Here is a 24,921-nt window from a genome sequence, read left to right as displayed (position 1 = left end):
TTCGTTTCGGACGGGCACCAGGGGAGGTGTGAGCAAAGAAGGCGTGACCGGGGCAGGCGGAATCTGTGGGCATCCTGCCACCGTGTGGAATGTAGGGCGCAATGAACGGTTCTTCGCAACTGTGCAGACACATGCGCCATGCCGTTGCACCAAATCCCGCCGGTCACACGGGGCGATGCTGCCGCCTTCACCCGGGGGCGAACGCAAAACGGCCCGGGCGTTGCACCCGGGCCGTCGTGTTCGGTCTCGTCGGCTGATGTCAGTCCAGTTCGGCCAGTCGCTGCAGCGCCTCCGCCAGCTTCTCCCGGTCGGAGCTGCGCGCGGCGAGATTGCCCCGCACTTCCTCGACCACCTCTTCGGGCGCGGAGGCGATGAACTTCGGGTTGTCGAGCCGCTTCGACAGCCCGCCGATTTCCTTGTCCAGCTTGGCAAGGCTCTTCTCCAACCGGGCCTTTTCCTCGGCAACATCAATGATGTTCGCCACCGGAAGGCCAAAGGTCGCGCCCGGGACCGGCACCGTGATGCAGCCCTTGGGCATCTCGTCGAAGCCTTCGAGGGAATCGATGCGGGCGATGCGCTTGATCAGCGCTTCGTTGTTGTCCCATGCCGCCTGCGCGGAAGCGTCGAGCCCGACATGGACCATTGGCACCTGTAGGCCGGCGGGCACGCGCACCTGCGCGCGGGCCGAGCGCACCCCGTCAATGAGCTGAATGACCCAGTTCATCTCCGCATCCGCGGTCTCGTCGACCAGATCCGCCGCGGTGTAGGTCGGCCAGTCGGCATGCACGAGCATCTTCTGCCGGTCGCCGAGCGTGCCCCAGAGCTCCTCGGTGATGAACGGCATGATCGGATGCAGCATCGTGAAACACTGGTCCAGGGCCCAGCGCATGGTTGCCTGTGTCTCCGCCCGGGCGGCGGCATCCTCGCCTTGCAACAGCGGTTTGGAGAACTCGACATACCAGTCGCAGACCTTGCCCCAGACGAAAGCGTAGAGCGCATGGGCGGCGTCGTTGAAGCGGTAGCTTTCCAGGGCCGCATCCACCTCTTCGCGGACCTTTGCGGTTTCGCCGATGATCCAGCGGTTCACTGTCGCCGCCGGCAGGTGGGCCAGATCGAGCGCGGGAACGTCGCTTTCGTAGCAGCCGTTCATCTCCGCGAACCGTGCGGCGTTCCAGATCTTCGTGCCGAAGTTCCGATAGCCGGCGATACGCTCCTTGGAGAGCTTCAGAACGCCGCCGAGTGCCGCCATCGCGGTGTTGGTGAAACGCAGGGCGTCGGCACCATACTCGTCCACGATCTCAAGCGGGTCGATGACATTGCCAGTGGTCTTGGACATCTTCTTGCCCTTCTCGTCGCGGACGAGCTGGTGCAGGTAGACGGTGTGGAACGGGATCTGATCGACCAAGGCAAGTTGCATCATCATCATCCGGGCGACCCAGAAGAAGAGGATGTCGAAGCCGGTGATCAGCACATCTGTCGGGAAGTAGCGCTTCAGCTCCTCGGTATCTTCAGGCCAGCCCAGCGTGCCGATCGGCCAGAGCCCGGAAGAGAACCAGGTGTCGAGCACGTCCGGGTCGCGGTAGAAGGGCAGGGCAGAAGGTTCCTGCGGAGAGCGAATGCGGCCTTCGGTCCGGGTCCGGCCCACGGCGGCACGCAGAAGTTGCTCCGCCTCCGATTTGTCGGTGACCAGCTTGAAATCGCTGTGGCCGTAGTACTCGGCCATCTTCGCCATCGCCTCTTCCTGCGTTGCCGCGCAGAACGGACGCCACAAGGCCTCTGGCTCGCCCTCATGATCGAAGAGCGCGGGCGCGTACCAGACCGGGATCTGGTGGCCCCACCAGAGCTGCCGGCTGATGCACCAGGGCTCGATGTTCTCCAGCCAATGGTAATAGGTCTTCTCACCGCTTTCTGGCAGGATCTTCGTGTCGCCGTTGCGGACGGCCTCAAGAGCGGGGCCGACGACCTTCTCGGCATCGACATACCACTGGTCGGTCAGCATCGGCTCGATTACCACCTTGGAGCGATCACCGAACGGCTGCATGATCGGCTTGTTCTCGACGTAAGGAACCGTCTCGGTGATTTCCTCGCCGGTCTCCTTGTCGGTCCGGGTGATCTGGTGGGTGACGGCGAGACCCTCGTCGGTGATCTGCTGCACCACGCGTTTGCGCGCCTCGAAGCGGTCGAGGCCCCGCAACTCGTCCGGCACCACGTTGATGTCGTCGATGAAGGCGATGTCGGCCACGCTGCCGTCGCCCTCGATATCGTCGATCTTTGCGATGTCCTTCAGGTAGCCCTCGCCGTCGGAGCGCATGTGGCCGCGGCTGTCCATGAGGCGATACATCGGGATGTTCGCGCGGGAGGCGACGCCGTAGTCGTTGAAGTCATGCGCCCCGGTGATCTTCACCGCGCCGGAACCGAAGTCCGGATCCGGGTATTCGTCGGTGATGATCGGGATCAGGCGGCGATTCGCCTTTGGGCCGACTGGGATTTCACAGAGTTTTCCAATGATTGGAGCGTATCTCTCATCCGACGGGTGAACGGCAACGGCGCCGTCTCCGAGCATGGTTTCAGGCCGCGTCGTGGCGATGGAGATATAGTCGCGCTCCTCTTCGAGCACGACATTTCCATCCTCGTCCTTCTCGACATAGGTGTAGGTCTCGCCGCCGGCGAGCGGGTATTTGAAGTGCCACATGTGGCCCGCGACCTCGATGTTCTCGACCTCCAGATCGGAGATCGCGGTCTCGAAATGCGGGTCCCAGTTGACCAGCCGCTTGCCGCGGTAGATCAGGCCCTTCTCGTACATGTCGACGAAGACCTTGATGACGGCATCGTGGAAGTTCGGCGAGTTCTCGTGGCCCGTGCGCGGGTCGCCCGGAGCGCCGGCCATGGTGAAGGCGTTGCGGTCCCAGTCGCAGGAGCAGCCCAGCCGCTTGAGCTGGTTGATGATCGTGCCGCCGTATTCGCCCTTCCACTCCCAGACCTTGTCGAGGAACTTCGCGCGGCCCATCTCGCGGCGGCTTTCGCTGCCCTGGGCGGCGAGCATCTTCTCGACCTGCAACTGCGTGGCAATGCCCGCATGGTCCTGACCCGGCTGCCAGAGCGTGTGATAGCCGCGCATCCGGTGCCAGCGGACAAGGATGTCCTGCAGCGTGTTGTTGAAGGCATGGCCCACGTGCAGCGCGCCCGTCACGTTGGGCGGCGGGATCATGATGCAGAAGCTCTCCTCGTGCGAGGCATTGGCCCCGGCGCGGAAGGCACCGGCCTGTTCCCAGGCGGCTGAGATGCGCGGCTCTGCGGCAGCGGCGTCGAATGTCTTTTCCATCGGCATTGGTCTGATCCCTCGCGAGCGTCGCGCCTCGTGTACAGAAACCCGGCGGGAAGGAAAAGGCGGACTGGCTCCCAAAAGGCGGGATAGGCTGCCAAAATGCGCGCCTGCGGCGCATTCCCCCTGCGCCCTGCGGGCCGTTGCCGCCTGTCGATCTGCCCCGCTCAGGTTGTGCCGACGGCGTCTGGGCGGGGGCAGGCGGGGGAGGTGCGTTACCTGTCAGCCGCGTGGTGTCGCCGTCGGCTATTCCGGACCGTATCCGGTCATCTCCAGATAGCCGCGCCCGGAATGGGTCCCGCTGATCATGACGGGCCCTTCCCAATAGGGGAAGGAGGTCGACATCCAGCTTTGCGGGTTCAGTGCGGAGAGCGTCACCGACAGCGCCCGGTCCGGCAGGTCGACCTGCCAGCTGGTCGGAATGTCGGCGCCGGACACGTCGCTCGCCGCCAGCGGGGTCAAGCTCAGGTGCCCGTCGGAATAGGGGAATGCCGTGCCGTCCGGGTCAATCCATGTCGCGGAAGTGAAGGGCTCTCCCGCCCGGTCCCGAAGGCGGAATCCCATCAGCTTTGCCCCGGTGGCAAGATGCAGCGAGATCCAGTCCCATCCGTCCTGTGTTTCCGACAGCGGCTGGGAGGACCATTCCCGGTCGAGCCAACCCTCGCCGGTTACCCGCACAGGGCCGTCGGCGAGCGAAAGCGTGCCGGTGATCCGGTAAAACGGTTGCGAGTAGTAGTAGCTGGCTTGTCCGTCCGGGGATTTCACCGAGTATCCGTCGTTTCCCTGAAAAACCAGCGGCCCGTCGGATTGCAGGGAGAGGTCGTAGCCGAACCCCTCTCCGCGCGCCGAAAGCGACAGGGAGCCCAGCGTTGCGGTTGATCCGCCCGTCTGGCGCATCTGCCAGTCGTCGATCCAGGCCTCGAAAGGATGTGCGGAGACGCCGGCCTGTCCGATCCCGCCGCGTGCAAGGCGTTCGGCGACGAAGTGGGCATCGGGTGTCGTCAGGCCGGCATGGCCCATCCAGATTTGTGGGCTGTCCCAGCCGTCGGCCTCGCCCGGCTGGAGAGCGGAGCGAAAAAGCGTCCATTGGATCCCGTATTCGTTCCCGTCCTCCCCACTCAGGTTCGCGGTGAGATACCACCATTCGATCCGGAAATCGGGATGCGGGCCATGGTCGCGGGGAAAGGAGAAGTTGGTCTCCGGCGAAGGCAGGGCAAAACCCTCGGCCTCGGTGCCGAGCCCCGCGTAGCCCTGGGCACTCGCCGGGGCGTGTGCCAGGCTTGCCGTGGCCGCCAGAAGCAGACCGCCGAGGGCATTGCGCCATCCGGCGCGGGGAAACGGGTGCGCGAGGTTATCGTTCATCGGCGAAGACCTTGAGGAACTGGGCCGGTGCGGTTCGGGCGAGGCGGCGCACGGGAAGCGCGGCGGCGATCAGGGCGGCCAGCAGAGCAAGGGCGAAGAGTGCGAGCCATTGCGCCGGGAAGAGGAACATCGGCAGCCGCCAGCCGAATGCCTCGACATTCACCACGGCCAGCAACGCCCAGGCGAGCAACAGCCCGGTCGGCAGGGCAAGCACGAAGGTGAGCGCGGCGAGGGCGAGGCTGCGGACCACCTCCATCCGGGCAAGATGACTGCGCGTGAGGCCGAGCGCCCAGACCGGCGCCAGCTGTGGCAGGCGCATCGCTGAGAGGGTCAGCAGCGAGGTCAGGATCGCGAAGGCCGCCACCGCAAGTGTCAGCACGTTGAGAGCGGCGGTCACGGCGAAGGTACGCTCGAATACCTGCATCGAGAAAGCCTTGAGGTTCGCCTGATGGGTCATGTTGGCGTCGGGCAGGCCAAAGTCTTCGCGTAGCGCGGTGAGCAAGCCGTCGGGATCGTCGGTGAGGACCCCATGGCGCAGTCGCGGCAGCTCAGGGTGGCCGGCTTGAAGCGGGTCCAGCCCCGTGATCGCCTGCCCCAGGGGATTGCCGTAGTCGGAGTAGATGGCAACCACAGGCAGCGTCCAGTCCTCTCCGATGGACAGTGGATCGCCAAGGGACACCTCCTCGCGGCGTGCCAGTTGCTCGTTGACCAGAACGCCGGTGCCGGAGGCCAGCCGGTCCCAGGCGTCCGGTACCTTGGCCAACAGGGGCCACTTTTCGGCGTAGATGGGATGGTCGATGATACCATAGACCTCTCCGACCGTGCCATTGAGCGGCAGCTCCAGCGACCAGATCGGAAGCACCGCCTCGGCGCGCGGGGTCAGCCAGGCGCGCAAGGCTTCGCCATCGGCTTCGTTGCGGGCCGTGACATAGAGTTGGGAGACCAGCCGCTGATCCAGCCACCCGGTGAAGGTCAGGCGGAAGGAGGAGACCATCGTCGTCACGCCGATATTGGTCGCCAGCGCCAGCAGCAGCGCCATCAGCGCCAGCGACAGGCCGGGCAATTGCTGCCGCGTGTCGGCCCAGAACCACTCCCATGTTGCCGAACGGGCCCGCCCGGCACAGATCCCGAGAACGGTGGTCAGAAAAAACGGCAAGGCCAGAGCGGCGCCCAGAAGCAGGCCGCCCATCAGGACGAACCCCGCCACGAGGCCATCTGCCAGCAATGGAGCGAGGGCGCCCAGCGTGGCAAGGACCGCGCCCGCGACGGCCTGCCGTCGCACGGCGCGGCCCGAAAGCGTGGCCCAGGCGCGGGGCTGGGCGCTGGCTAGAAGCGGCATGCGCCGGACCGCGAGCAACCCGTTTGCGGCGGCGACCAGCGTGCCCAGCAGCGCAATGCCCAGCCCGGACACGGCCCAACCCGGATCGAAGGTCAGGCTGCCGGGGACCGAAGCGCCGTAGAGACCGCGCAATGTGGCGGCGACATCGGGCAACAGTGCGCCGGCGATCAGGTAGCCGGCGGTGACCCCGAAACTCCCGGCGATCAGAGCGAGGATCAACAATTCCGCCAGCAGCATGCCGAGAAGCGTGCCGAGCGGCAGTCCAAGCGCACGCAGGGTGCGGAACACCTGCCGGCGCTGCTCGAAGGCGAGGCCCACGGCACCATGCACAATGAACAGGCCGACGGCGAAGGACAGCAATCCGAAGGCCGTGAGGTTGAGGTGGAAACTGTCGGTCAGACGGGCGAGATCACCGCCGTCTCGCGGTGGCGTGAGGGTCAGGTCCGGGGCCACGTCCTCCAGCGGGCGGCGGGTGGCAGGCTGCTCCGGCAGGACAATCAGGCGATGCATGCTCCCCTTCAGATCGAGGAGCCGTCCGGCCACCGCGATGTCGGTCAGGATCTGGCCGGGTGGCATCGAGGCGGCGGCGACAAGGCGGGGGAGGTCGTGGCTGTCGGGCAGGTCGGCAAGCGCCGCAACTGTCTGCGGGGCAGCAAAGCCGACACCGGGATGGGAGAACATCTCCTGCGGCGGCACCGCCGGCCCGACCGTCTCTGGCAGGGCGCCCTGTGGGGCGGTGAGGGGCTCCAGCCCGACGATCGCGACCCTCTGGCCGCCGCGAACAATCCGCCCCTCGATGACAGGGGAGACTTTCCAGCCGGCCCGGCGCAAGGCGGCGTAGGTGTCGGTCGCTATCGTTCCGCCCGGAGCGGTCAGGTTGGCGAGGGTTCCGCGATCAAGGACGGAGGCGGCCTGCGCATAGGACCGGCGGGCCTCGGCATTGATGGCCTGAACGGCCGACCAGAGCGCGGTGGCGAGCGCAAGCCCTGCCAGCAGTGTGAGCAATTGCAACGGCTGCCTCCGCCAGTGCGACAGCAGCGCCTGCAGGGCGGCGCGTCTCATGCGATATGGCCCTGACGAAGGTGCAGCCTGCGGGAAAGCCGCCCGGCAAGGCGATCGGAGTGGGTGACGAGCAGCAGCCCCGCCCCGGTTTCCGTGACCAGTTCGAGGATCAGCGCGAGGACGGTATCGGCTGTCGCCTCGTCGAGATTGCCGGTGGGTTCGTCGGCCAGCAGTACGGGGGGACGCGCGGCGAGTGCGCGCCCGATGGCGACCCGTTGCTGCTGTCCGCCGGAGAGCTGCTCGGGGTAGCGGTCGGTCATCCCGGAGAGGCCCAGTTGCCCGGTCAGCCGGTCGAGCCAAGCGGAGTCCAACCGGCCGGCCAGACGGGCCTGAAAGGCAAGGTTCTGGGCGACGGTCAGAGAGGGAACGAGGTTGAACTGTTGAAACACGAGACCGACGGATTTGCGGCGCATCTCCGCGCGCTGTCGGTCGGTCTGTCCGGTCAGGGAGGTGCCGCCGAGCCGGACCTCGCCCCGGTCAGGCTGGTCGAGAGCCGCGATCAAGTGGAGCAGCGTGCTCTTGCCGCTGCCGGATTCTCCGGTCAGGGCAAGGGTTTCACCGGCTCCCAGGGTAAGCGAGACACCGGACAGAACGGGCACAGACCCTTCTGCCGTCATGTAGCTCTTGTGGAGGTCCCGGGCGTCGATCAGCATGGTCGGCCTTGTCACTTGCGCTCACGTGCACAGTGGAGACCTAGCCCGTTGCACAGCCAAGGAAAAGGGTGCCCCGCAAGGCGTGCGTCTGGCCGGGTCATCCGGCGATGCTGCGGCGGCGGTGTCGCGTGGCGGTCGGTGGAAATGCCACCCGTTCGCGCCGAGGCATTGGTCGGCACCCAGAACGGCACCGCTATTGGATACAGATCGTGAAGCCTGCCATCGCAGAATTGCTGCTCTGAGGACGGGCGCGCCTCTCGGTGAATACGGGCATTGGCCCGGGGGTCAACGCGATCGTGGCGAAGCCTTGGCCTACCTGTGCCATAGGGCTTCCTCCCATTCCAAATCACGGATCGCACCATCAAGACCCGAGATCAAACACCTGGCCCGTGGTCAAGGCCTGTGGTCAAGGCGCGTTGGTCATCGACACAGTCGGCCCGGCGGCGGTCGAAGCGGGGGATCGTCGGGCGGGCATCGGCGGAGCCACACTGGGCGCATCCCGGCGTTGTATTGCTCTTGCGGGCTGGCGGGCATGCCCCGCGCCGCACTCAGGTCCGTCAAGGGACACGGTTCCTGAGCGTGGTGCGAAACCGCTTCATCGCGGCGCCACCGAAGACGGTGGGGGGCGGTCAGACCGATCGCGTCAAAGGTACGCCCGGAAGGTCTGCAGCCGGTTTCGTCCAGCCGGCCGCATACAGGTCGCTGGCTCGGGTCAGGTCCTGACGCCAGAGAACTTCTGCGCCCATTCTTCCTGCTGCTCGTCCGTGATCTTTGCAAACAGCGTGTCTGGGACGGCGAAGCCATGCCCGGCCGGGAGGAGCTGTAGCGCGGCTTGCATGTCCTCGGGCCAGTCGGCCTCGTCCGTGCGCATCGCTTCCAGCAGGCGTGCGGTGGCATCGGGGATGAACGGCGCAGAGATTACCGCATAGACGCGGATCAGGTTCAGCGCGAGGCGAATGTCCGCCGCGGCGCGTTCCGGATCCGTCTTGAAGGATGTCCAGGGCGCGGCGGTTTGCAGGAACTCGTTGCCCGCCACCCACATCGCGCGCAGCTCGGCTGCCGCCTTGCGGACGTCGATGGCATCCATGTGGCTTGCATAGGCCTTCATGCCCTCCGAAAGATCGGACACCAGCTTCGCACCCTCCTCGGTCAGGGTGCCACCCTCCGGGATGGTTTCGCCGAACTTGGAACGGCAGAATTTCGTCACCCGGCTCACGAAATTGCCGAGGACGTCGGCCAGGTCCTTGTTCACGCCCGCCTGGAACTTTTCCCAGGTGAACTCCGAATCCGACGTCTCCGGCGCGTTCGACAGCAGCCACCAGCGCCAGTAGTCGGCCGGCAGGATCTCCAGCGCCTGGTCCATGAAGACGCCACGGCCCTGGCTGGTGGAGAACTGGCCACCGTCGTAGTTCAGGTAGTTGAAGGACTTGATGTAATCGACGAGCTTCCACGGCTCCTTGCTGCCCATGATCGTGGCCGGGAAGGACAGGGTGTGGAAGGGCACGTTGTCCTTGCCCATGAACTGCACGTAGCGCACATCCTCCGCGCCCGCGTCGGTGCGCCACCAGCGCCACCAGTCTTCCTCGTCCTTGCCCTGCGCTTCGGCCCACTCGGCGGCGCAAGCGATGTACTCGATCGGCGCGTCGAACCAGACGTAGAAGACCTTGCCTTCCATGCCGGGCCAATCCTGCTCGCCCTTCTTCACCGGGATACCCCAGTTGAGGTCGCGGGTGATGCCACGGTCCTGAAGGCCGTCACCGTCATGCAGCCATTTCTTGGCAATCGAGGTGGTCAGCACCGGCCAGTCGGCCTTGCTGTCGATCCAGGCGTCCAGATCCCGTTTCAGCGCCGACTGCCGGAGGTACAGGTTCTTGGTCTCGCGCACTTCCAGATCGGTGGAGCCGGAAATGGCAGAGCGCGGGTCGATCAGGTCGGTCGGGTCGAGCTGCTTGGTGCAGTTCTCGCACTGGTCGCCACGGGCCTTGTCGTAGCCGCAGTTGGGGCAGGTGCCCTCGATGTAGCGGTCCGGCAGGAAACGACCGTCGGCGCTGGAATAGACCTGCTTCTCCGAGACCTCTTCTACGAATCCGTTCTCCGCCAGCTTTCCGGCGAAATACTGCGTCAGGCGATGGTTCTGCGGCGAGGATGAGCGCCCGAAATGATCGAAGGACAGCCGGAACCCTGCCGCCAGTTTCGCCTGCGTGCGGTGCATCTGGGCACAGTATTCGTCCACCGGCATGTCGGCCTTGGCGGCGGCCAGCTCGGCGGGCGTGCCGTGCTCGTCGGTGGCGCAGAGGAACAGGACCTCGTTGCCACGGGCCCGCATGTAGCGGGCAAAGAGGTCCGCGGGCAGCTGGCTGCCCACCAGGTTGCCCAGGTGCTTGATCCCGTTGATGTAGGGAATGGCCGAGGTGATGAGGATGCGCGACATGTCTCGTGAGGCTCCATTTCGTCTTGCCACGAGCCTTTAGACCAAGCCCGCCAGAAGTGCCAGCGTTGCGCACCGCCCGATTGTGTCGCGCAGGGCAGCTCGCGCGCAGCAAGGGCAGGCTGCGAGGTGCCGGGCCTATTTCGTGTCGCGTTGCCCGCGCAGCAGCCGGCCGATGGTGAAGGAGGTGCGCGGCGAATAGACATAGGGTGTCCTGTCCTCGACCGTCGGGCGGGCACGGCGTCGCACCATCCCGAAGAGGATCAGCCCGGCATGGGCCACGGCGATCATCCCGAACAATGCTGCCGGACCAAAGCCCTGGATCAGCGTGGAGGAGAGGTAGGGCGCGCCGATTGCCCCCACGGCGAAAAAGAACATCAGCCCGGCCGAAAGCTCCACCCGCTCCGAGCTGTCGGCAAAGTCATGGGCGTGGGCGGCGGAGACCGAGTAGATCGGGTAGCTCACCATTCCGAAGATCGTGGCGTTGGCAAAAACGGCCAAATCGCCCGCCGCGCCGAGCGCGATGGTGGTTGCGCAACTCACGATCGAGGCCACAGACAGGCCGATCAGCACGTTGCGTCTGTCGAACTTGTCCGCGAGCCAGCCCACGGGCCATTGCGCCATGGCGCCGCCCAGCACCCAGGCCGCGAGGAACCAAGCGATCTGCCCGGTCGAGAGTCCGACCTCCTGGCCATAGACGGGCCCGACCATCCGGAAGGACGCGGCTGAGACCGCTGCGACGATGACCCCGGCCACCGAGAGCGGTGACAGCCGCCAGGCTAGCCCGGGCCTCAGGCGCGGTGCCTTCGGTGTCCGGGGCTGGCGAACCTGGCTGAGCGTGAGGGGAAAGAGCGCCGCCATGCAGAGCAGCGCGAGGATGTTGTAGGAAACATAGGCCGCCGGCTCCAGCACCGCGATCATCAACTGTGCCGCAAGCGACCCCACCGTGTCGACGATCCGGTAGACGCCCATGACACGTCCACGGTTGGCATTGCGGGCCTTGGCCTGTAGCCAGGCCTCGACCACCGTGTAGCTGCCGGAAATGCAGATGCCGATGGCCACCCGGAAGATGGTCCAGGCGTAGGGATTCTCGGTCAACGTGTGGGAGAGCAGTCCGATGGCGCCCGCGGCGGTGAAGGCGGCGAAGGCGCGCGAGTGGCCGACTGTCCCAAGGAGCCGCGGTGCCCACCAGCAGCCGATGAAAAAACCAACGAAATGCGCCGAGCCGAGCAGACCAATCTGCGCGGTGCTGAAGCCAAGGGCCAGCCCGGAGAGCGCGTCGAGAGGCCCCACGCCGCCGGAAGACAGTTGCAACAGGAAGACGGACAGGAACAGGGCGGCGAAGGAGATCAGCAGGCGCATGGGATCAGGCTTTGGTAATGGACCTGTCCGCTCTAGGCGCCGGGTCGGTGGGATTCTGGCCCGTTTGCGACGGCGGTGTCGGATTGGGGACCCGCAGGGCCAATAGACCGGGTGCGACTGGCTTGTCAAAGCAGGGCAATGCCGACGCGTGGATTTTTTGAGGAGAGGGCGGCCCGGTTCGACAGAAGCTGCGCAAACGTTGGGCGGTTCCGAAAAGGCTACGTGGTTGCGTTGGTCGTGGTGGAGAGGTGATCGGTCCGTCGATGGCCGTCCGGGTGTCTGGTTGGCCGGCATCGGTTGCGGCACTCGCCGGTTGGTCGGGGCGTCGGGCAGATGGTCTCAGGCCGCGTACAGGTGCCTGCTTCGACGATTCCTCGCGCCGTCATGTCCGCCGGGTGACCTGGTGGCCCTTTGCGCCCCTACAAGGTTCCCGCGACCGACTTGCAGCGGATGCCACCGAAGGCGCGTCGTTCGAACGGGCTCGTCCGGTCTCGGCACGTTGGATTGCGTCGGTCCGGTGGCCGTGTCTCTCAACCCGGTCTCCGCCGTGAGTTCCGGCCGGCCGTCGGCACCGTGGTGTTTTGGTGGTCCGGAGGAGATGTCTCTGGACCGCATCCCGTCGGACGCTGTGAAGGCGCGCCGGGACCGCCGGCCTTGCCTGATACTGACGCCGGGCGGGGGCGTATTCCCGGCGTGGTGAACCCGTTCATGGCTCGGGCGAACGAACCGTGGCGCGTGGCTCCCGTGGTTCTGGCGTCTCGGTGGCGGGCGGCGGGGTCAGGCGCAGGCGCTGCTCGGATCCCTTGGAACTCTGCCCGATCTGCCAGCGACCCGGGGGCGCCGCACGGGCACGTCGACGTTCCAGCGTCCAACGGCTCTCGCTGGCGCTGTGGTGCGGGGCGATGTGCCAGCGGCTCTCGACGCCGGCCGCGCCTCCATCCCCCGGCGTGAGCAGCAATCCCAGCGGCGAAACCGCCCCCTCCGCCATGCCGGTTTCCGCGGCCAGGTGCAGTCGGCGCACAGGGGTGAGACCCGGTGGCCCCGGCAGATCTGCCACCACCAGCGGCACCGCACCGCTGCGCAGCGCCTCTTCCATCGACCACAACAGGTCTTCCGACCGGCGCAGGTGCAGGACCAGCAGGCGACCGGGATCGATGCGGGATGTCACCCCCTCGCCGTTCAGCCGCTCCGGGAGCCAGGCGGGAGCGATCCAGAGCACCGGCCCGTCGCAGGCCGCCGCCACGTCCAGCGCCAGCGTGCGCCGGGCCGGCCCGCAGATTTCGTGGGCGCGGGCGAGCGACAATGTCATGTCCCCCAGAACCGGCAGCGCGGGACGGGAGGGCTGGGACGTGCGGGACAGCAGGGCAGCGTGGCGGCTCATGGAGGAAGTGTAGAGTGTTCCCTTTATGTTCTCAAGTGCAGAGCAGTGCAGGAACGCCCGGAACACAGCGACACCCGCGTGTAGCGCGCCTGAACGTGCCGATCCACGGGCGAAGCGATTGTTCCGGCAGATCAAGAGAAGACCGGAGGCAACTGACCCGTCAGGAGCCCCGGCAGCGCTCGCGACATGGCATGCCCAGCCCGATCCTCCCGGGGATTTTTCGGATCACCGAGAGACCGCAGGGCGCAGGAAACGGGGGCGATGCCCATCGAAAGGGGAGCGACGGATGTGGTCGCGAAACCATCAGGGCAGGCCGACGCCAATGGTCCACAGTGGCCTTCGGAGTCGATAGGTGCAGGCGAGACGGGGAGACCGCAAAACGCTCCCCACAAACCGACGCGCCGGCGGAAGGGGGGACTGCCACCGAGCGGAGCTCGAGCGGCGAAAGCACCGCTGCGCGGTGTAGGCCCCGACGCCGAAGCCCCGCCATGCCCCCGAATCCGCGCACAAAAACCCGAGCGGCTGACCGCGACATTGGAACCGGGCTTGGAGCAGTGCGGAACCGGGCATTGTGCCTGAAAGCTCCGCGTTTGGTCAGACATCGGGCGACGCCGCGCCCGAAGGGCGCCCGGCCCAACGGGAGGAGGTGCATCTGTGATGCATCGACGACGGGCGGGAGTGCCTCGCCCCATGCAATGTCGCTCCGGGCTTGCCCACCGGCGGACGATAGGTATGAATCCGCGCAACCGCAGGAATGGAAACGATCATGCAGAAGCACCCCCTTGGAACCTCCGCCCTGGAGGTCAGCGACCTGTGCCTTGGCACTATGACCTTCGGCACCCAGACACCCGAGGTCGATGCCCACCGGCAGATCGACATGGCGTTGGCCGCCGGGATCAACTTCATCGACACGGCCGAGATGTACCCGGTCAATCCCGTCCGCGCCGAGAACATCGGCAAGACCGAGGAGATCATCGGCAACTGGATCGCCACGTCTGGACGGCGCGACGATATCGTGCTTGCCACCAAGATCACCGGCGCCAACGGCGGTATCTGCCGCGAGGGTCGGGGGATCGACGCAGAAACCCTGATAGAGGCCGTCGATGGCTCGCTCCAGCGGTTGAAGACGGATGTGATCGACCTGTACCAGCTGCACTGGCCCAACCGCGGATCCTACCACTTCCGCCAATACTGGGACTTCGATCCGTCCACGCAGAACCGTGCCGAGACCGAGGCCAACATGGTTCTCGTCCTGGAGGCGCTCGGTCGGCTGCAGCGCCAGGGCAAGATCCGCGAGGTCGGCCTTTCGAACGAGAGCGCCTGGGGCACCTCCGAATGGCTGCGTCTTGCCACGCAGACCGGCGGCCCGCGAATGATCTCGATCCAGAATGAATACTCGCTGATGTGCCGCCTCTTCGACACCGACCTCGCCGAACTCTGTGTCAACGAGCGCGTTGGGCTGCTGGCGTATTCCCCCCTCGCGACAGGCTTGCTCACGGGAAAATACCTTGACGGCAAGGTGCCGGAGGGCAGTCGCATGGACATCAACGCCGCTCTCGGCGGGCGCAACACGCCACGCTCCGCGGCCGCTGTCGCCGCCTATGTCGGCATCGCGCAGGCGCGCGGCCTCGATCCGGTGCACATGGCACTGGCATTCTGCCGGTCGCGTCCCTTCATGGGGTCGGCGATCTTCGGCGCCACGACCAGCGAGCAACTGCAACGCATCCTGGCCGGTCGGGACCTTGTGCTCGACGCGGAAACGCTGAAGGATATCAACGAGGCCCATCGCGGGCACCCCATGCCCTATTGATCGCGCCCTCACCACATTCACCGGACAATCCATGCGCAACCGCACTCTGATACTCGCAAGCCTTGCCCTGACAGCCATCCTGTCGGGCTGTCTCCCGGCGGAAAAGGAAGACCCCGCGCCGATCCTGCCGGGGACGCCGGAAGCCGTGCAGCAGGCCGAGGCAAGCTGCACTGCCAGGGGTGGCTACCTTGCGACCCGGCCCGGTGGCGCTCTTCGGGTCTGCACGATCACGCCGAGGGATGCCAACCAGGCATGTACGACCGGGGCCGATTGCGAGGGGCTCTGCCTCGCACGGTCCAAGACCTGCGCCCCTGCGGTGCCGCTCTTTGGCTGCCATGAGGTGATCATGGACAACGGGCAACTGGCCACCAACTGTCTGGACTGATGTAGGGTGAGCGCCGCGCCCGACCTGTGGATCGTCGCCACGATCGCCGCCGCGCTGTTTCAGACGGCACGTTTCGCCCTTCAGAAACGGCTGAAACTGGCCGGGCTGTCCGCCACGGGCGCAACCTGGGCGCGGTTCGTGTGGTCCGCACCACTGCTTGGCTGCGGCATGGTTGGCTGGCTGGCGGTGTCCGGGGTCGACCTGCCGCCGATCACGGCCCGTTTCTGGGCCTTTGCGCTTGCCGGTGGCGTGACGCAGATCCTTGCCACGATCTGCGTCGTCGCCTTGTTTTCTCGGCGCAACTTCGCGGTGGGGATAACCTTCAAGAAATCCGAAGTGTTGCAGACGGTTCTCGTCGGCTGGCTGCTTCTCGGAGAGACAGTCAGCGCGAGCGGCTTCGGCGCGCTGGCCCTGGGGTTCGTCGCATTGCTGGTGCTGTCAGGAGAGGTCGATGGCGACGCGAGAGGGCAGGGTCTGCGGCGGTTCCTGACCCCATCGGTTGCGCTGGGGCTTTCCAGTGGCGCGTTCTTCGCGCTTGCAGGTGTCGGGTATCGCGGCGCAACCCTCGCACTTGGCGACGGGCCGGTGGTCTTCCGTGCCGCCCTTGCACTCGCATTGGTGACGATGGCCCAGACCCTGCTGATGGCTGTCTGGTTTATCGCCCGCGACCGGGCACAGATCGGCACCGTGCTGCGTGCCTGGCGCCCCGGTGTCGTGATGGGGCTCACCAGCCTCGCCGGGAGTTTTTGCTGGTTCGTGGCCTTCGCCCTGCAGAACGCGGCCTATGTCTACGCCGTCGGGCAAGTGGAACTGCTGTTCTCCATTGCCGGTGGCGCCATACTCTTTGGCGAGCGGTTGTCGCGGCGGGAGATCGCGGGCATCGCGCTCTTGTTCGTCAGCCTCGTCCTGCTCGTCCTGTTGGTATGACGGTTCCCTGACGCGCCACGGCGGCGCAGCCGCCGCCCGGCCCAACATCTGCGTGGCGCGGCTTGCCCGCGTCCGCCGATGGCGGGAGCCGCCCGCCCCTCAGCGCAGGCGCGTGATGCCGGAGACCATGTCGTCGTTGCGTACGAACGGCACGGTTTGCGGTGGTCCAGAGCGGGAGATCAACGGCGCCACCTCCGCCAGAACAACTTCGGTTATGAACGGCAAATCGAAGCCGCGCACCTCCGAGAGCGGTATCCATTGCAGGTGCCGCAACTCGTCACAGGCCTCGGAGAAATCGTCCGGATCGCCGGCTACGGCGCTGGCAGGGACAAGGAAGAACCGCGCGTCGAAGCGGCGGGGCCGACCGGGGGGCGTGATGGCGCGGAACACAAAAGACAGATGTGCCGCGGAGGGCGCGTGCCCGGTGGCGGCGAAGCTCTCCCAATCCGGACCCGGTGCGGACCACCCTTGCTTCCGACCCAGAACCAGCCCGGTTTCCTCCCAGACCTCCCGAATAGCGCCGGACAGCAGCGCCGGAACCCGTGCGGCGCTCGCCTGTTGGCCAAGTCGCCTCAGGCAGGTCGGATCCGGCAGGTCCGCCAGCGGCACCTCGCCGTCGTCGTCGTCAATAGCTCCGCCTGGAAAGACGAACTTGTTCGGCATGAAGGCAGCACCGGCCCCCCTTTGCCCCATCAACACCTCCGGGCCGCTGCCGCCCTGGCGCCACAGGATCACGGTCGAGGCATCGCGGAGTGCCGTTTTGTCTGGGTTCACGTCTCAGGCTCCGGTCTCGTGCCCTTTTGCGGGCGGCGCGGGCTCCCGGCCGAAGCCGTGCATCCGCCGCGACCATTGCAGCGCGACAAAGGCCCCCTTGATCCGCGGAAGCAGGTAGAGCGAGGCAGCCACGCAGAGAATGCTCAGGACCGTGGCCATGATCAGCGGGTCCAGCCGCAACTGGGAATAAAGGAGGTGCAGCGCGAAACCGACCATGTGCGCGACGATCAGGATCGTGAGATAGGCCGGCCCGTCGTCCGCTCTCTGGTGGTGGAAGGCTTCGCCACAGACAGCACAATGGTCAGCCACCTTCAGATAGCCGGAAAACAGCGGACCGCTGCCACATTTGGGGCAGCGTCGGCGCCACCCGCGCGCCATGGCACGTTTCAGCGGGCGCTCTTCGACGGCTGCAAGGGCCGCGCCCGTGTTCGGGGTTTGCATACCCACGTCTCCTGTGTCTGGCGGCCTTTCCGGAGCCGCACCCGTTCGCGCCGGCAGGATGACAGTTTCGAACGGGGAAGCGAAGCGGTTGGCGCCGCTTGCGGCGGGATGTCGCGAACAGGGCCGGGCTATGCCTGAACGCGCCGGGCGGCGCTGGCACGGCACCCGGATCGCGCCTCACGTTCATGTGATGGCATCCGGGTGGCGGGCGGTTCCGCAGTCGTGAATTCGAGATAAATTCATGAATATCAGTGCCCTGAAGTGCATTTTTCCGCAGCCGCCAACCTCTTCCCTCCGATCCTGCCCGCACAGCAGCGAAGAAAAAACTGCCGTCGCCGACGGAACGCGGCCATCGCGGCGTTGGAGAACCATACACGGCGCGAACAGCCGGGTAGGACCAGAAACGAAGAACAGGATACACGTGATGATCCGGATTGCACTTCTCTCGACCGCCATCGTCGTCGGACTCGCCGCGACGAGCGACGTTCAGGCGCGTGGCTTTGGCAGCAGGGGTGGCCCCATGGAGGCCCCGACTTTCGCCGAACTGGACACGAACGGCGACGGCAAGGTGACGGCAGAGGAAATGGCGGCCTTCCCCGCCGCGAAGATGGCCGAACGGTTCAAGGCCGCAGATACCGATGGCGACGGCAAGATCTCGAAGGCGGAGATGGGCGCGGCGATCGAAACGGCGCGTTCGGATCGCCAGGCCGCGCGGGTCGATCGCATGATCGCGCGTCTGGATACCGACAAGGACGGCGCCATCAGCGGGGAGGAAATGGTGGCCGCCGCCGGACAGCGCAGGTCGGCGGAGCCGGGCGGCCGCTTCCTTGAGCGGTTCGACACTGACAAGGATGGAGCGATCTCCGAGGCGGAGTTCGCCGAGGCGCAGAAATTCATGCAGATGCGCGGCGGCAAGGGGGAACGGGGCGGTCGTGGCGATCGCGACGGCAAGCGCGGCGGCGACCGGATGCCGTTCTGGAACAACTGAGGCACGGTCTCTGGCAATGTCCCGCGCGGCCGGCGGTCGCGCGGGGCTCTAACTACCGGGCATTGCGTTCCGATCCAGTTCAGGTCTAGGCCACGGATACCATGACCATGCCGCTTGACGCCGAAGCCGAGACATCGGACGAAGCCCTCTTGGCGCTCTATGCGAGCGGCAACCGGGCGGCGGCCCGCGTCTTGACGATCCGGCTGACGCCGCGGGTTCTGGCCCAGGCGCTGCGTATGCTGGGCGACCGGGCAGAGGCCGAGGACGTGGCACAGGAAGCGATGTTGCGGCTTTGGAAGATCGCGCCCGAGTGGCGCGATGGAGAAGCGCTGGTTTCGACCTGGCTCTATCGGGTGGCGAGCAATCTCTGCATCGACCGGTTGCGCCGTCGGCGCGGGGTGGGGCTCGACGAGGTTTTTGGCGACGGCGGAGAGCCGGAGGACGAAAGACCCGGTGCCGACCAGCGCCTTCTGGAGCGCGACCGCGCCGCAGCCTTGCGCGCGGCGCTGGCGGAATTGCCGGATCGGCAGCGTCAGGCCGTGGTGCTCCGGCATCTCGAGGGCTTGTCGAACCCTCAGATTGCCGCTGTGATGGACATCGGCGTCGAGGCGGTCGAGAGCCTGACCGCCCGAGGAAAGCGCGCTCTTGCGTCCCGGCTTTTGGGACGCAGGGCAGAACTGGGGTTGAGCGATGACACGTAAGTCTGCCGAAACCGTCGATACGGAACTGGAAACGTTCTTCAAGGCCGCCCGTGACGTGGATGGCGATCCCTCTGCGGATCTGATGGCGCGCGTTCTGGCCGACGCCTATGAGGAGCAACCGGCGCCCGGGCCTGCAGTGACCGCACCCGCGAAAGCGCCGCGCCGTGGCTGGCTTTCCGGGGCGATCGAGGCCATGGGAGGATGGCCGGCAATGACCGGACTTGCCGCGGCGACGATGGCAGGTGTCTGGATCGGCTACAGCCCCCCGCTCGCGCTCGAAACCCTTTCGCTGGACGTTCTCGACAGTGGGTATGGTTTGCCGCTGGATGGAACGTTGCCTGCATATGACCTGCTGCTGGCCGATGAATAGGAACCGCAAGACATGACCCATGGGCCCCAAACGCCCGACCCGACCCGCCGTCGCAGCCCTGTGTGGATGCGGGTGGTGCTGTTCGTTTCGCTGGCACTGAACCTCGCGATCCTCGGACTTGTCGGGGGCGCGGTATCCGGCACCTGGCGCCATGACGAGGATCGGCCGATCCGGATTTCCCGCGAACTCGGTCTTGGACCCTATCTCATGGCGTTGGAAAAAGATGACCGCCGGGCAATCCTGAAGGCCTCGCGGGCGCGGAAAGACAGCCTGCGGGAGGGGCGCAACGCATGGCGGCAGGCCTTCGCGGAGAGCCTTGCCGTGTTGCGATCCGACCCCTTTGATGCGATGCGCATGGCGGACCTTCTGGAGATCCAGAACAGGCAGGCGATTTCCGGCTGGCGGCTCGGACAGGACATCCTTGTCGCGCGGCTGGGCGAGATGTCTCCGGAGGCGCGCCGGGCCTTTGCCGATGATCTGGAAAACGGGATCCGGGGCCGGGACTGGCGGAAGGGCGAACCGCCCAACGGCGAGGGTCATCGCAAGGGCGATCGCGGAGAGGGGCCGCGTTCTCACGCAGATTGATTGCCTTCAGGCTGTCTTGAGTGGGTCCTGATGCTGGACCGCTCCGATCACGCCGCCGCCCGGTTGGTCTGATGCGTATTGACCCGGTTCCGACCCTCGGCCTTGGCGGCATAGAGAGCCTTGTCCGCGCGGTCGAGAAGGCTGGAGGTCCTTTCCCGCCCGCGCGGATCGGGCTGACAGACCACGAGCCCGATGGAGATGGTCTGTTCCAATGGTGCCGGCTTCGGGGCGCCGTCGACCGCCGGCACCCGGAACCGTTGACTTGCAACAGCCCCGCGGAGTCTTTCGGCGGCGTTGACCGCAGCGGCGGCAGAAATGTTCGGAAGCACTGCTAGGAACTCTTCCCCGCCGATGCGGGAAATCAGGTCCACGTTGCGGAGGTTGGCCGAGAGGGTTTCGGCTACGGTCTTCAACACATGGTCGCCAGTCGCGTGGCCATGGGTGTCGTTCACCCGTTTGAAGTGATCAAGATCGATGAGCATGATGGCAAAAGCCCGCTCTGCGGTCTCCGCCTGTTCGCGGATGCGGCTCAGGTGCGACATCGCATAGCGCCGGTTGAAGAGCCCGGTCAGGGGGTCGGTCACTGCCATCTGAAGGCCGTCGCGAACCTTGCTGCGCAGCCGATCAGCCTGCCGTTTCTGCTGCATCATGGCGCGCAGGCGCAAGACCAACTCGTCGGCATGGATTGGCATCGAGACGATGTCCGATGCTCCCAGATCGAGCGCCATGGTGGCGGATTGCCTGCTTCCGGGTTCGGTCACGATGACGATGCCGGCGTGACGGGTTGCCGGGCGGGAGCGCAGCTCGGACAGGAGGAGCAGACCACCGCCGGGCCAATCGAGATCGGCCGGAACAACAAAGAGGTCCATCTGCTCTTCGCCACTAAGAACCTGTTCGCGGCTTTGCAGCTCGATCCGGTCGCTGGTCAGGTCGGTCAGCTGCTGTTTCAGCGGCTGCATACCCTTGTGCCCCGCACCCACAAGGCAGATGCGGCCGGCGGGGGTGAAGCTGCTGGCCGGTTCGGCAAAGCCAAGGGCCTGGCTGGTGCCGTCCCGCAGGGCAAGTTCGGCCGCGACACCGCGGGCGCGAAGCAGGCTGCGGATGCGGGCCAGCAACTCCATCTCGTCAAAGGGTTTGGACAGGAATTCCGCGGCACCCGCTTTCAGCGCCGCAAGCTTCAGATCCATTTCGGTATGGGACGTTACCACGATCACGGGGATATCCGCGGTGGCGGGGTCGGACCGCAGCGCGCGGCAGACATCCAGCCCGTCCATGTCCGGCATCGCCATGTCAAGGAGGATCAGCTCCGGTCGTTCGCGCCGGGCGATCTCAAGCGCTTCACGTCCACCGCCAGCCTGCAACACGTCATAACACGCATTGGTCAGCTTGACCTTCAGTATGATGCGATTGGTCGCAACATCGTCGACGACCAGAATTCTTCCGGGCATTGCGACGCACTCCTGTGATAGGCTTCCACCGGCCCTTGTCGTGATCATCTTTTGTTGGGATTGGTTAAGGAAACCTTTAACGCCATCGACGCAAAGGGTCGAAAAGCCCGGGGAGGCCTGAATGAAGCAAGAAAGCGCCGAGACACTCGCCCTGACGGCACTGGCCTGGCTGGCTGGGAGCGACGACATGCTTCCGGTCTTTCTCGGCGCCACCGGCGCTTCGCTGGACGATGTGAAGAACCGGGCGCAAGATCCTGAATTCCTTGCCTCCGTTCTCGATTTCCTGATCATGGATGACGCTTGGATCGCCGCATTCAGCGAAAGCACCGGCGTGCCCCTCGAAGCACCGCTCGAGGCGCGTCAGGCGTTGCCCGGCGGCTTGGTTCGCAACTGGACCTGACGTTTTCGTGACCGGGATAGCCACCAGAAAAGGTCTGCGCGGCCTGCTGTTCGACAAGGACGGCACGCTGTTCGATTTCCAGGCGAGCTGGGGCGGCTGGGCCGCGGATCTCGTTCTGGAGCTTGCGGGGAATGACGCCGATCTGGCCGATGCCGCGTCTGCGCTGATCCGGTTGGACCGCGCTGCCCGGCGTTTTTACCCGGACAGCGTTGCCATTGCTGGCACCGCCGACGAAGCCGCCGCCGCGCTGCACCCCGGATTGCCGCACCTGTCGCAGGACGAAATCCTCTTCACGATGATCGAGCGGTCCCGGGGATTGGCCCCGGTTGAGGCCGCACCGCTCGCACCGCTTTTGTCGCAACTGAAGGAGGCTGGGTTCCTGCTTGGCGTGGCAACCAACGATTCGGAGGATCCAGCCCGCGCCCAGCTTGCCGGGCTGGGGGTCGAAAGCGTTTTCGAGTTGATCATCGGGGCAGATTCGGGACATGGGGCAAAACCCGACCCCGGGCAATGCCTGGCCTTTGCCGATGCCATTGGCGTGGCGCCGGGCGAGGTGGCCATGATCGGGGACAGTACCCATGACCTGCTCGCCGGTGCCGCGGCCGGAATGGTCCCCGTTGCCGTTCTGACAGGCACCGCGAGCGAAGCAGACCTGTCGTCCCATGCCGAGGTCGTGTTGCCCGATATCGGTCACCTTCCGGCATGGCTCGGCGTGGTCTGACCGCGCGAGGCGTCCCGGCCTGAGCCATTTGCGACACGGACAGTCGGTTTCGGCAGGCTCGCTCTGCCGGGGCATCGTCATGATTCGAGGGCTCGATGGAGGACCGTGATGACTGCCGAGACCCCTGCGAACACTTCCGGCGTCCCGTCCAGGGAAGGCCAGCCACGACGGCGTGGGCGCAGCGGCGGGCGAGCGGGTAATGCCCGGCGGGTGGCGACGGGCGTGATCGAGCAGATGCCGTGGCGCCTGCCAGAGAACACCGACCGTCCGACCGAGCCGCTCGACGAGGGCGGCGTACAGGCGATCCATGCCGGCGCAATGCGCATTCTGGAAGAGGTGGGAATCGAGTTCCTCAACGACGAGGCGCTGGCGCTTTTCCGGGACGCGGGGTGCACGGTCTCGGGCACCAATGTCCGCATGGGGCGCGACTGGGTCATGGAGATGGTGGGCAAGGCTCCCTCCAGTTTCACGCTCACTCCCCGCAACCCGGATCGGACGCTCACCGTGGGCGGGCGCACGATCCTGTTCGGCAATGTCTCTTCCCCTCCCAACTACTGGGATGCGGAGACCGGAAAAGTCCCCGGCACCCGTAGCCAGTGCCGCGATCTGCTCAAGCTCACCCAATACTTCAACTGTATCCACTTTGCCGGTGGCTATCCGGTCGAGCCGGTGGACATTCACGCCTCCGTCCGTCATCTCGACGTGCTTCATGACAAGTTGATGCTGACCGACAAGGTGGTGCACGCCTATTCCCTTGGGCCCGAGCGCGTCGAGGATGTCGTGGAGATGGTTAAGATTGCAGGCGGATTGTCGGAGGAGGCCTTTCAGGCCACGCCCCGGATGTACACCAACATAAACTCCACATCGCCGCTCAAACACGACATTCCCATGATCGATGGCTGCCTGCGGCTGATCCGCAGGGGGCAGGCGGTCTTCGTGACGCCCTTCACCCTTGCAGGGGCGATGGCGCCCGTGACGATGGCGGGGGCCGTCGCACAATCCATCGCGGAGGCGCTGTCCGCAATCGCCCTGTTCCAATGGGTGCGGCCCGGGTGTCCCTGCGTCATCGGGACGTTCACCTCCAACGTCGACATGAAATCCGGCGCACCGGCATTTGGCACTCCCGAATACATGCGCGCGACACAGATGACGGGACAGATGGCGCGCTTCTACGGTCTGCCGATGCGTGCCAGCGGGTCCTGCGCGGCAAATGTGCCGGATGGACAGGCAACCTGGGAAACGTCCAATGCGCTCTGGTCGGCGGTGCAATCGGGCACCAACATCGTCTATCACGCTGCCGGTTGGCTGGAGGGGGGGCTGATTGCGAGCCCCGCGAAATTCGTCATGGATTGCGAGATCATCCAGCAGATCCAGCGCTATTTTGAGCCCGGGATCGTCGCCACCGGCCCCGAGGATGTCGCCGTGGAGGCGGTCGCAGCGGTTGGGCCAAACGGCCATTTCTTCGGAACGCCGCACACGCAGGAGCGCTATACCACGGCCTTCTACCAGCCGTTTCTGTCGGATTTGCGCAACTACGAGGCGTGGGACCTTGCGGGCGGCACCTGGACTGCCGCGCGTGCGCACGAGATTTGGAAGAAGATCGTGAACGAGTTCGAGCCACCCGCCATGGACGTTGCGATCGCAGAGCAACTCTCTGATTTCGTTGCCCGTCGCAAGTCCGAGGGCGGCGCGCCAACCGACTTCTGACCCCGCAAAGATTTCTCGCCCCGGCTTCGTCTTTTGTTAAACCACGCGAACTAGCCTCATTGATCAGAAGAGGTGTGGGCCATGCACGGACTGGTGAACCGTTCCATTCAATGTTTCGTTCGAGATACCTATGGTCTCGACCTCTGGGGAGAGGTCGCAGCCGCGATAGGGATCGAGCCGGAGGGATTCGAAGCCCTTTTCAGCTATGATGACGAACTGACGGAGCGAATGATCGCGACCATTTCCGAGCGGCTCCACAAGCCTGAGGCGATGGTACTGGAAGATGTGGGAACCTACCTGATCAGCAACCGGGAAGCCGAGGCGGTTCGACGGCTTCTCCGGTTCGGCGGCGACACCTTTTCGGAACTCCTCAACTCTCTGGACGATCTGCCCGATCGTGCGCGGCTTGCCGTTCCGGACCTCGAGATCCCGCAACTGGAAGTTGCCGACGGGGAGGACGGAATCCTGACGCTGAGCGTCACCGGACATCCAGGATTTGCTTGTGTTCTGCTGGGGGTATTGCGTGCCCTTGCGGACGACTACGGTGCCCTCGTGTTGATGGATCTGGAGGAAAGCGGAGCAGACCGGTCGATCATACTGATCCGGATATTCGACTCCGACTTCAGCGAGGGCAGGGCGTTCAGCCTTGCCAACCCCTCGGGTGCCTCGGGGAGGGATGGGCGTTGAACAAGCCGGCTGTGCCCCATTTGGAAAGGCTGCCCTGTTGGAAGGAGACATGTGGCAAGCACGGCTGC

Annotated in this window: 21 protein-coding genes; 11 read left to right on the top strand and 10 right to left on the bottom strand. The window is 65.7% G+C overall.

The window, feature by feature from the left end; translation table 11 throughout:
• Window positions 1–259: 259 nt before the first annotated feature.
• The 7 genes from CLV78_RS05890 to CLV78_RS05860 form a co-directional block, all read right to left on the bottom strand.
• Complete coding sequence (locus CLV78_RS05890; protein WP_106203871.1) at window positions 260–3,328, bottom strand: valine--tRNA ligase; 3,069 nt, start codon at window positions 3,326–3,328, stop codon at window positions 260–262.
• 240 nt (window positions 3,329–3,568) lie between these two features.
• The gene (locus CLV78_RS05885) at window positions 3,569–4,684 is read right to left on the bottom strand and encodes a lipocalin-like domain-containing protein (protein ID WP_106203870.1); all 1,116 of its coding nucleotides are present in this window, start codon (window positions 4,682–4,684) and stop codon (window positions 3,569–3,571) included.
• Window positions 4,674–7,085: an ABC transporter permease gene (locus tag CLV78_RS05880; protein ID WP_106203869.1), complete on the bottom strand. Its 2,412-nt coding sequence runs from the start codon at window positions 7,083–7,085 to the stop codon at window positions 4,674–4,676. The genes CLV78_RS05885 and CLV78_RS05880 overlap by 11 nt, the downstream gene beginning before the upstream one ends.
• Window positions 7,082–7,738, bottom strand: coding sequence for an ABC transporter ATP-binding protein (locus CLV78_RS05875; RefSeq protein WP_106203868.1), 657 nt, complete (start codon window positions 7,736–7,738; stop codon window positions 7,082–7,084). The genes CLV78_RS05880 and CLV78_RS05875 overlap by 4 nt, the downstream gene beginning before the upstream one ends.
• Before the next feature lie 712 nt (window positions 7,739–8,450).
• Window positions 8,451–10,169 (bottom strand): methionine--tRNA ligase, encoded by a 1,719-nt coding sequence (gene metG, locus CLV78_RS05870; RefSeq protein WP_106203867.1) that lies wholly within the window; start codon window positions 10,167–10,169, stop codon window positions 8,451–8,453.
• 135 nt (window positions 10,170–10,304) lie between these two features.
• Window positions 10,305–11,528, bottom strand: a complete 1,224-nt coding sequence (locus CLV78_RS05865) for an MFS transporter (protein ID WP_106203866.1) — start codon at window positions 11,526–11,528, stop codon at window positions 10,305–10,307.
• A gap of 706 nt (window positions 11,529–12,234) precedes the next feature.
• Entirely contained in the window at window positions 12,235–12,909 is a 675-nt protein-coding gene (locus CLV78_RS05860) for an ImuA family protein (RefSeq protein ID WP_245924885.1), read from the bottom strand.
• 766 nt (window positions 12,910–13,675) lie between these two features.
• Between CLV78_RS05860 and CLV78_RS05855 the strand changes: the two genes are divergently transcribed.
• Genes CLV78_RS05855 through CLV78_RS05845 form a run of 3 tightly spaced genes read left to right on the top strand, consistent with a single transcriptional unit; the run spans window position 13,676 to window position 16,031 of the window.
• Complete coding sequence (locus CLV78_RS05855; RefSeq protein WP_106203865.1) at window positions 13,676–14,719, top strand: aldo/keto reductase; 1,044 nt, start codon at window positions 13,676–13,678, stop codon at window positions 14,717–14,719.
• A gap of 31 nt (window positions 14,720–14,750) precedes the next feature.
• The gene (locus CLV78_RS05850) at window positions 14,751–15,104 is read left to right on the top strand and encodes a hypothetical protein (protein ID WP_106203864.1); all 354 of its coding nucleotides are present in this window, start codon (window positions 14,751–14,753) and stop codon (window positions 15,102–15,104) included.
• A 6-nt stretch (window positions 15,105–15,110) separates the two neighbouring features.
• Window positions 15,111–16,031 (top strand): DMT family transporter, encoded by a 921-nt coding sequence (locus tag CLV78_RS05845; protein WP_106203863.1) that lies wholly within the window; start codon window positions 15,111–15,113, stop codon window positions 16,029–16,031.
• A gap of 99 nt (window positions 16,032–16,130) precedes the next feature.
• Here the strand turns inward: CLV78_RS05845 and CLV78_RS05840 are convergent, their stop codons facing one another.
• A complete protein-coding gene (locus CLV78_RS05840; protein ID WP_106203862.1) occupies window positions 16,131–16,805 on the bottom strand; it encodes an NUDIX hydrolase in 675 nt (224 codons plus the stop codon).
• Between the two features lie 3 nt (window positions 16,806–16,808).
• Complete coding sequence (locus CLV78_RS05835; RefSeq protein WP_106203861.1) at window positions 16,809–17,246, bottom strand: DUF983 domain-containing protein; 438 nt, start codon at window positions 17,244–17,246, stop codon at window positions 16,809–16,811.
• 424 nt (window positions 17,247–17,670) lie between these two features.
• On the opposite strand from CLV78_RS05835, the gene CLV78_RS05830 reads away from it, so the two are divergent.
• The 4 genes from CLV78_RS05830 (at window position 17,671) to CLV78_RS05815 (ending at window position 19,890) form a co-directional block, all read left to right on the top strand.
• A complete protein-coding gene (locus CLV78_RS05830; protein WP_158263451.1) occupies window positions 17,671–18,234 on the top strand; it encodes an EF-hand domain-containing protein in 564 nt (187 codons plus the stop codon).
• 101 nt (window positions 18,235–18,335) lie between these two features.
• Window positions 18,336–18,935: an RNA polymerase sigma factor gene (locus tag CLV78_RS05825; RefSeq protein WP_106203859.1), complete on the top strand. Its 600-nt coding sequence runs from the start codon at window positions 18,336–18,338 to the stop codon at window positions 18,933–18,935.
• Window positions 18,925–19,305 (top strand): dihydroorotate dehydrogenase, encoded by a 381-nt coding sequence (locus CLV78_RS05820; protein WP_106203858.1) that lies wholly within the window; start codon window positions 18,925–18,927, stop codon window positions 19,303–19,305. The genes CLV78_RS05825 and CLV78_RS05820 overlap by 11 nt, the downstream gene beginning before the upstream one ends.
• Window positions 19,306–19,317: 12 nt before the next feature.
• The gene (locus tag CLV78_RS05815) at window positions 19,318–19,890 is read left to right on the top strand and encodes a periplasmic heavy metal sensor (RefSeq protein ID WP_106203857.1); all 573 of its coding nucleotides are present in this window, start codon (window positions 19,318–19,320) and stop codon (window positions 19,888–19,890) included.
• A 47-nt stretch (window positions 19,891–19,937) separates the two neighbouring features.
• On the opposite strand, the gene CLV78_RS05810 is transcribed toward CLV78_RS05815, so the two are convergent.
• Window positions 19,938–21,338 (bottom strand): diguanylate cyclase, encoded by a 1,401-nt coding sequence (locus CLV78_RS05810; RefSeq protein WP_158263450.1) that lies wholly within the window; start codon window positions 21,336–21,338, stop codon window positions 19,938–19,940.
• A gap of 121 nt (window positions 21,339–21,459) precedes the next feature.
• Here CLV78_RS05810 and CLV78_RS05805 point away from each other — a divergent pair, with 121 nt between their 5' ends.
• The 4 genes from CLV78_RS05805 (at window position 21,460) to CLV78_RS05790 (ending at window position 24,853) form a co-directional block, all read left to right on the top strand.
• Window positions 21,460–21,738, top strand: coding sequence for a DUF3572 domain-containing protein (locus tag CLV78_RS05805; protein ID WP_106203855.1), 279 nt, complete (start codon window positions 21,460–21,462; stop codon window positions 21,736–21,738).
• A gap of 7 nt (window positions 21,739–21,745) precedes the next feature.
• Window positions 21,746–22,459, top strand: a complete 714-nt coding sequence (locus tag CLV78_RS05800) for an HAD family hydrolase (RefSeq protein ID WP_245924851.1) — start codon at window positions 21,746–21,748, stop codon at window positions 22,457–22,459.
• A gap of 108 nt (window positions 22,460–22,567) precedes the next feature.
• Window positions 22,568–24,166, top strand: a complete 1,599-nt coding sequence (locus CLV78_RS05795) for a trimethylamine methyltransferase family protein (RefSeq protein ID WP_106203853.1) — start codon at window positions 22,568–22,570, stop codon at window positions 24,164–24,166.
• An 81-nt stretch (window positions 24,167–24,247) separates the two neighbouring features.
• On the top strand, window positions 24,248–24,853 hold the full coding sequence (locus tag CLV78_RS05790; RefSeq protein WP_106203852.1) for a heme NO-binding domain-containing protein: 606 nt from the start codon (window positions 24,248–24,250) through the stop codon (window positions 24,851–24,853).
• Window positions 24,854–24,921 lie beyond the last annotated feature (68 nt).

The organism is Aliiruegeria haliotis (assembly GCF_003003255.1).
In the GTDB taxonomy this organism is placed as follows: Bacteria; Pseudomonadota; Alphaproteobacteria; order Rhodobacterales; family Rhodobacteraceae; genus Tropicimonas; species Tropicimonas haliotis.
The sequence above is the reverse complement of the archived record's forward strand: the minus strand, read 5'-3'. Positions and strand labels throughout refer to the sequence as shown.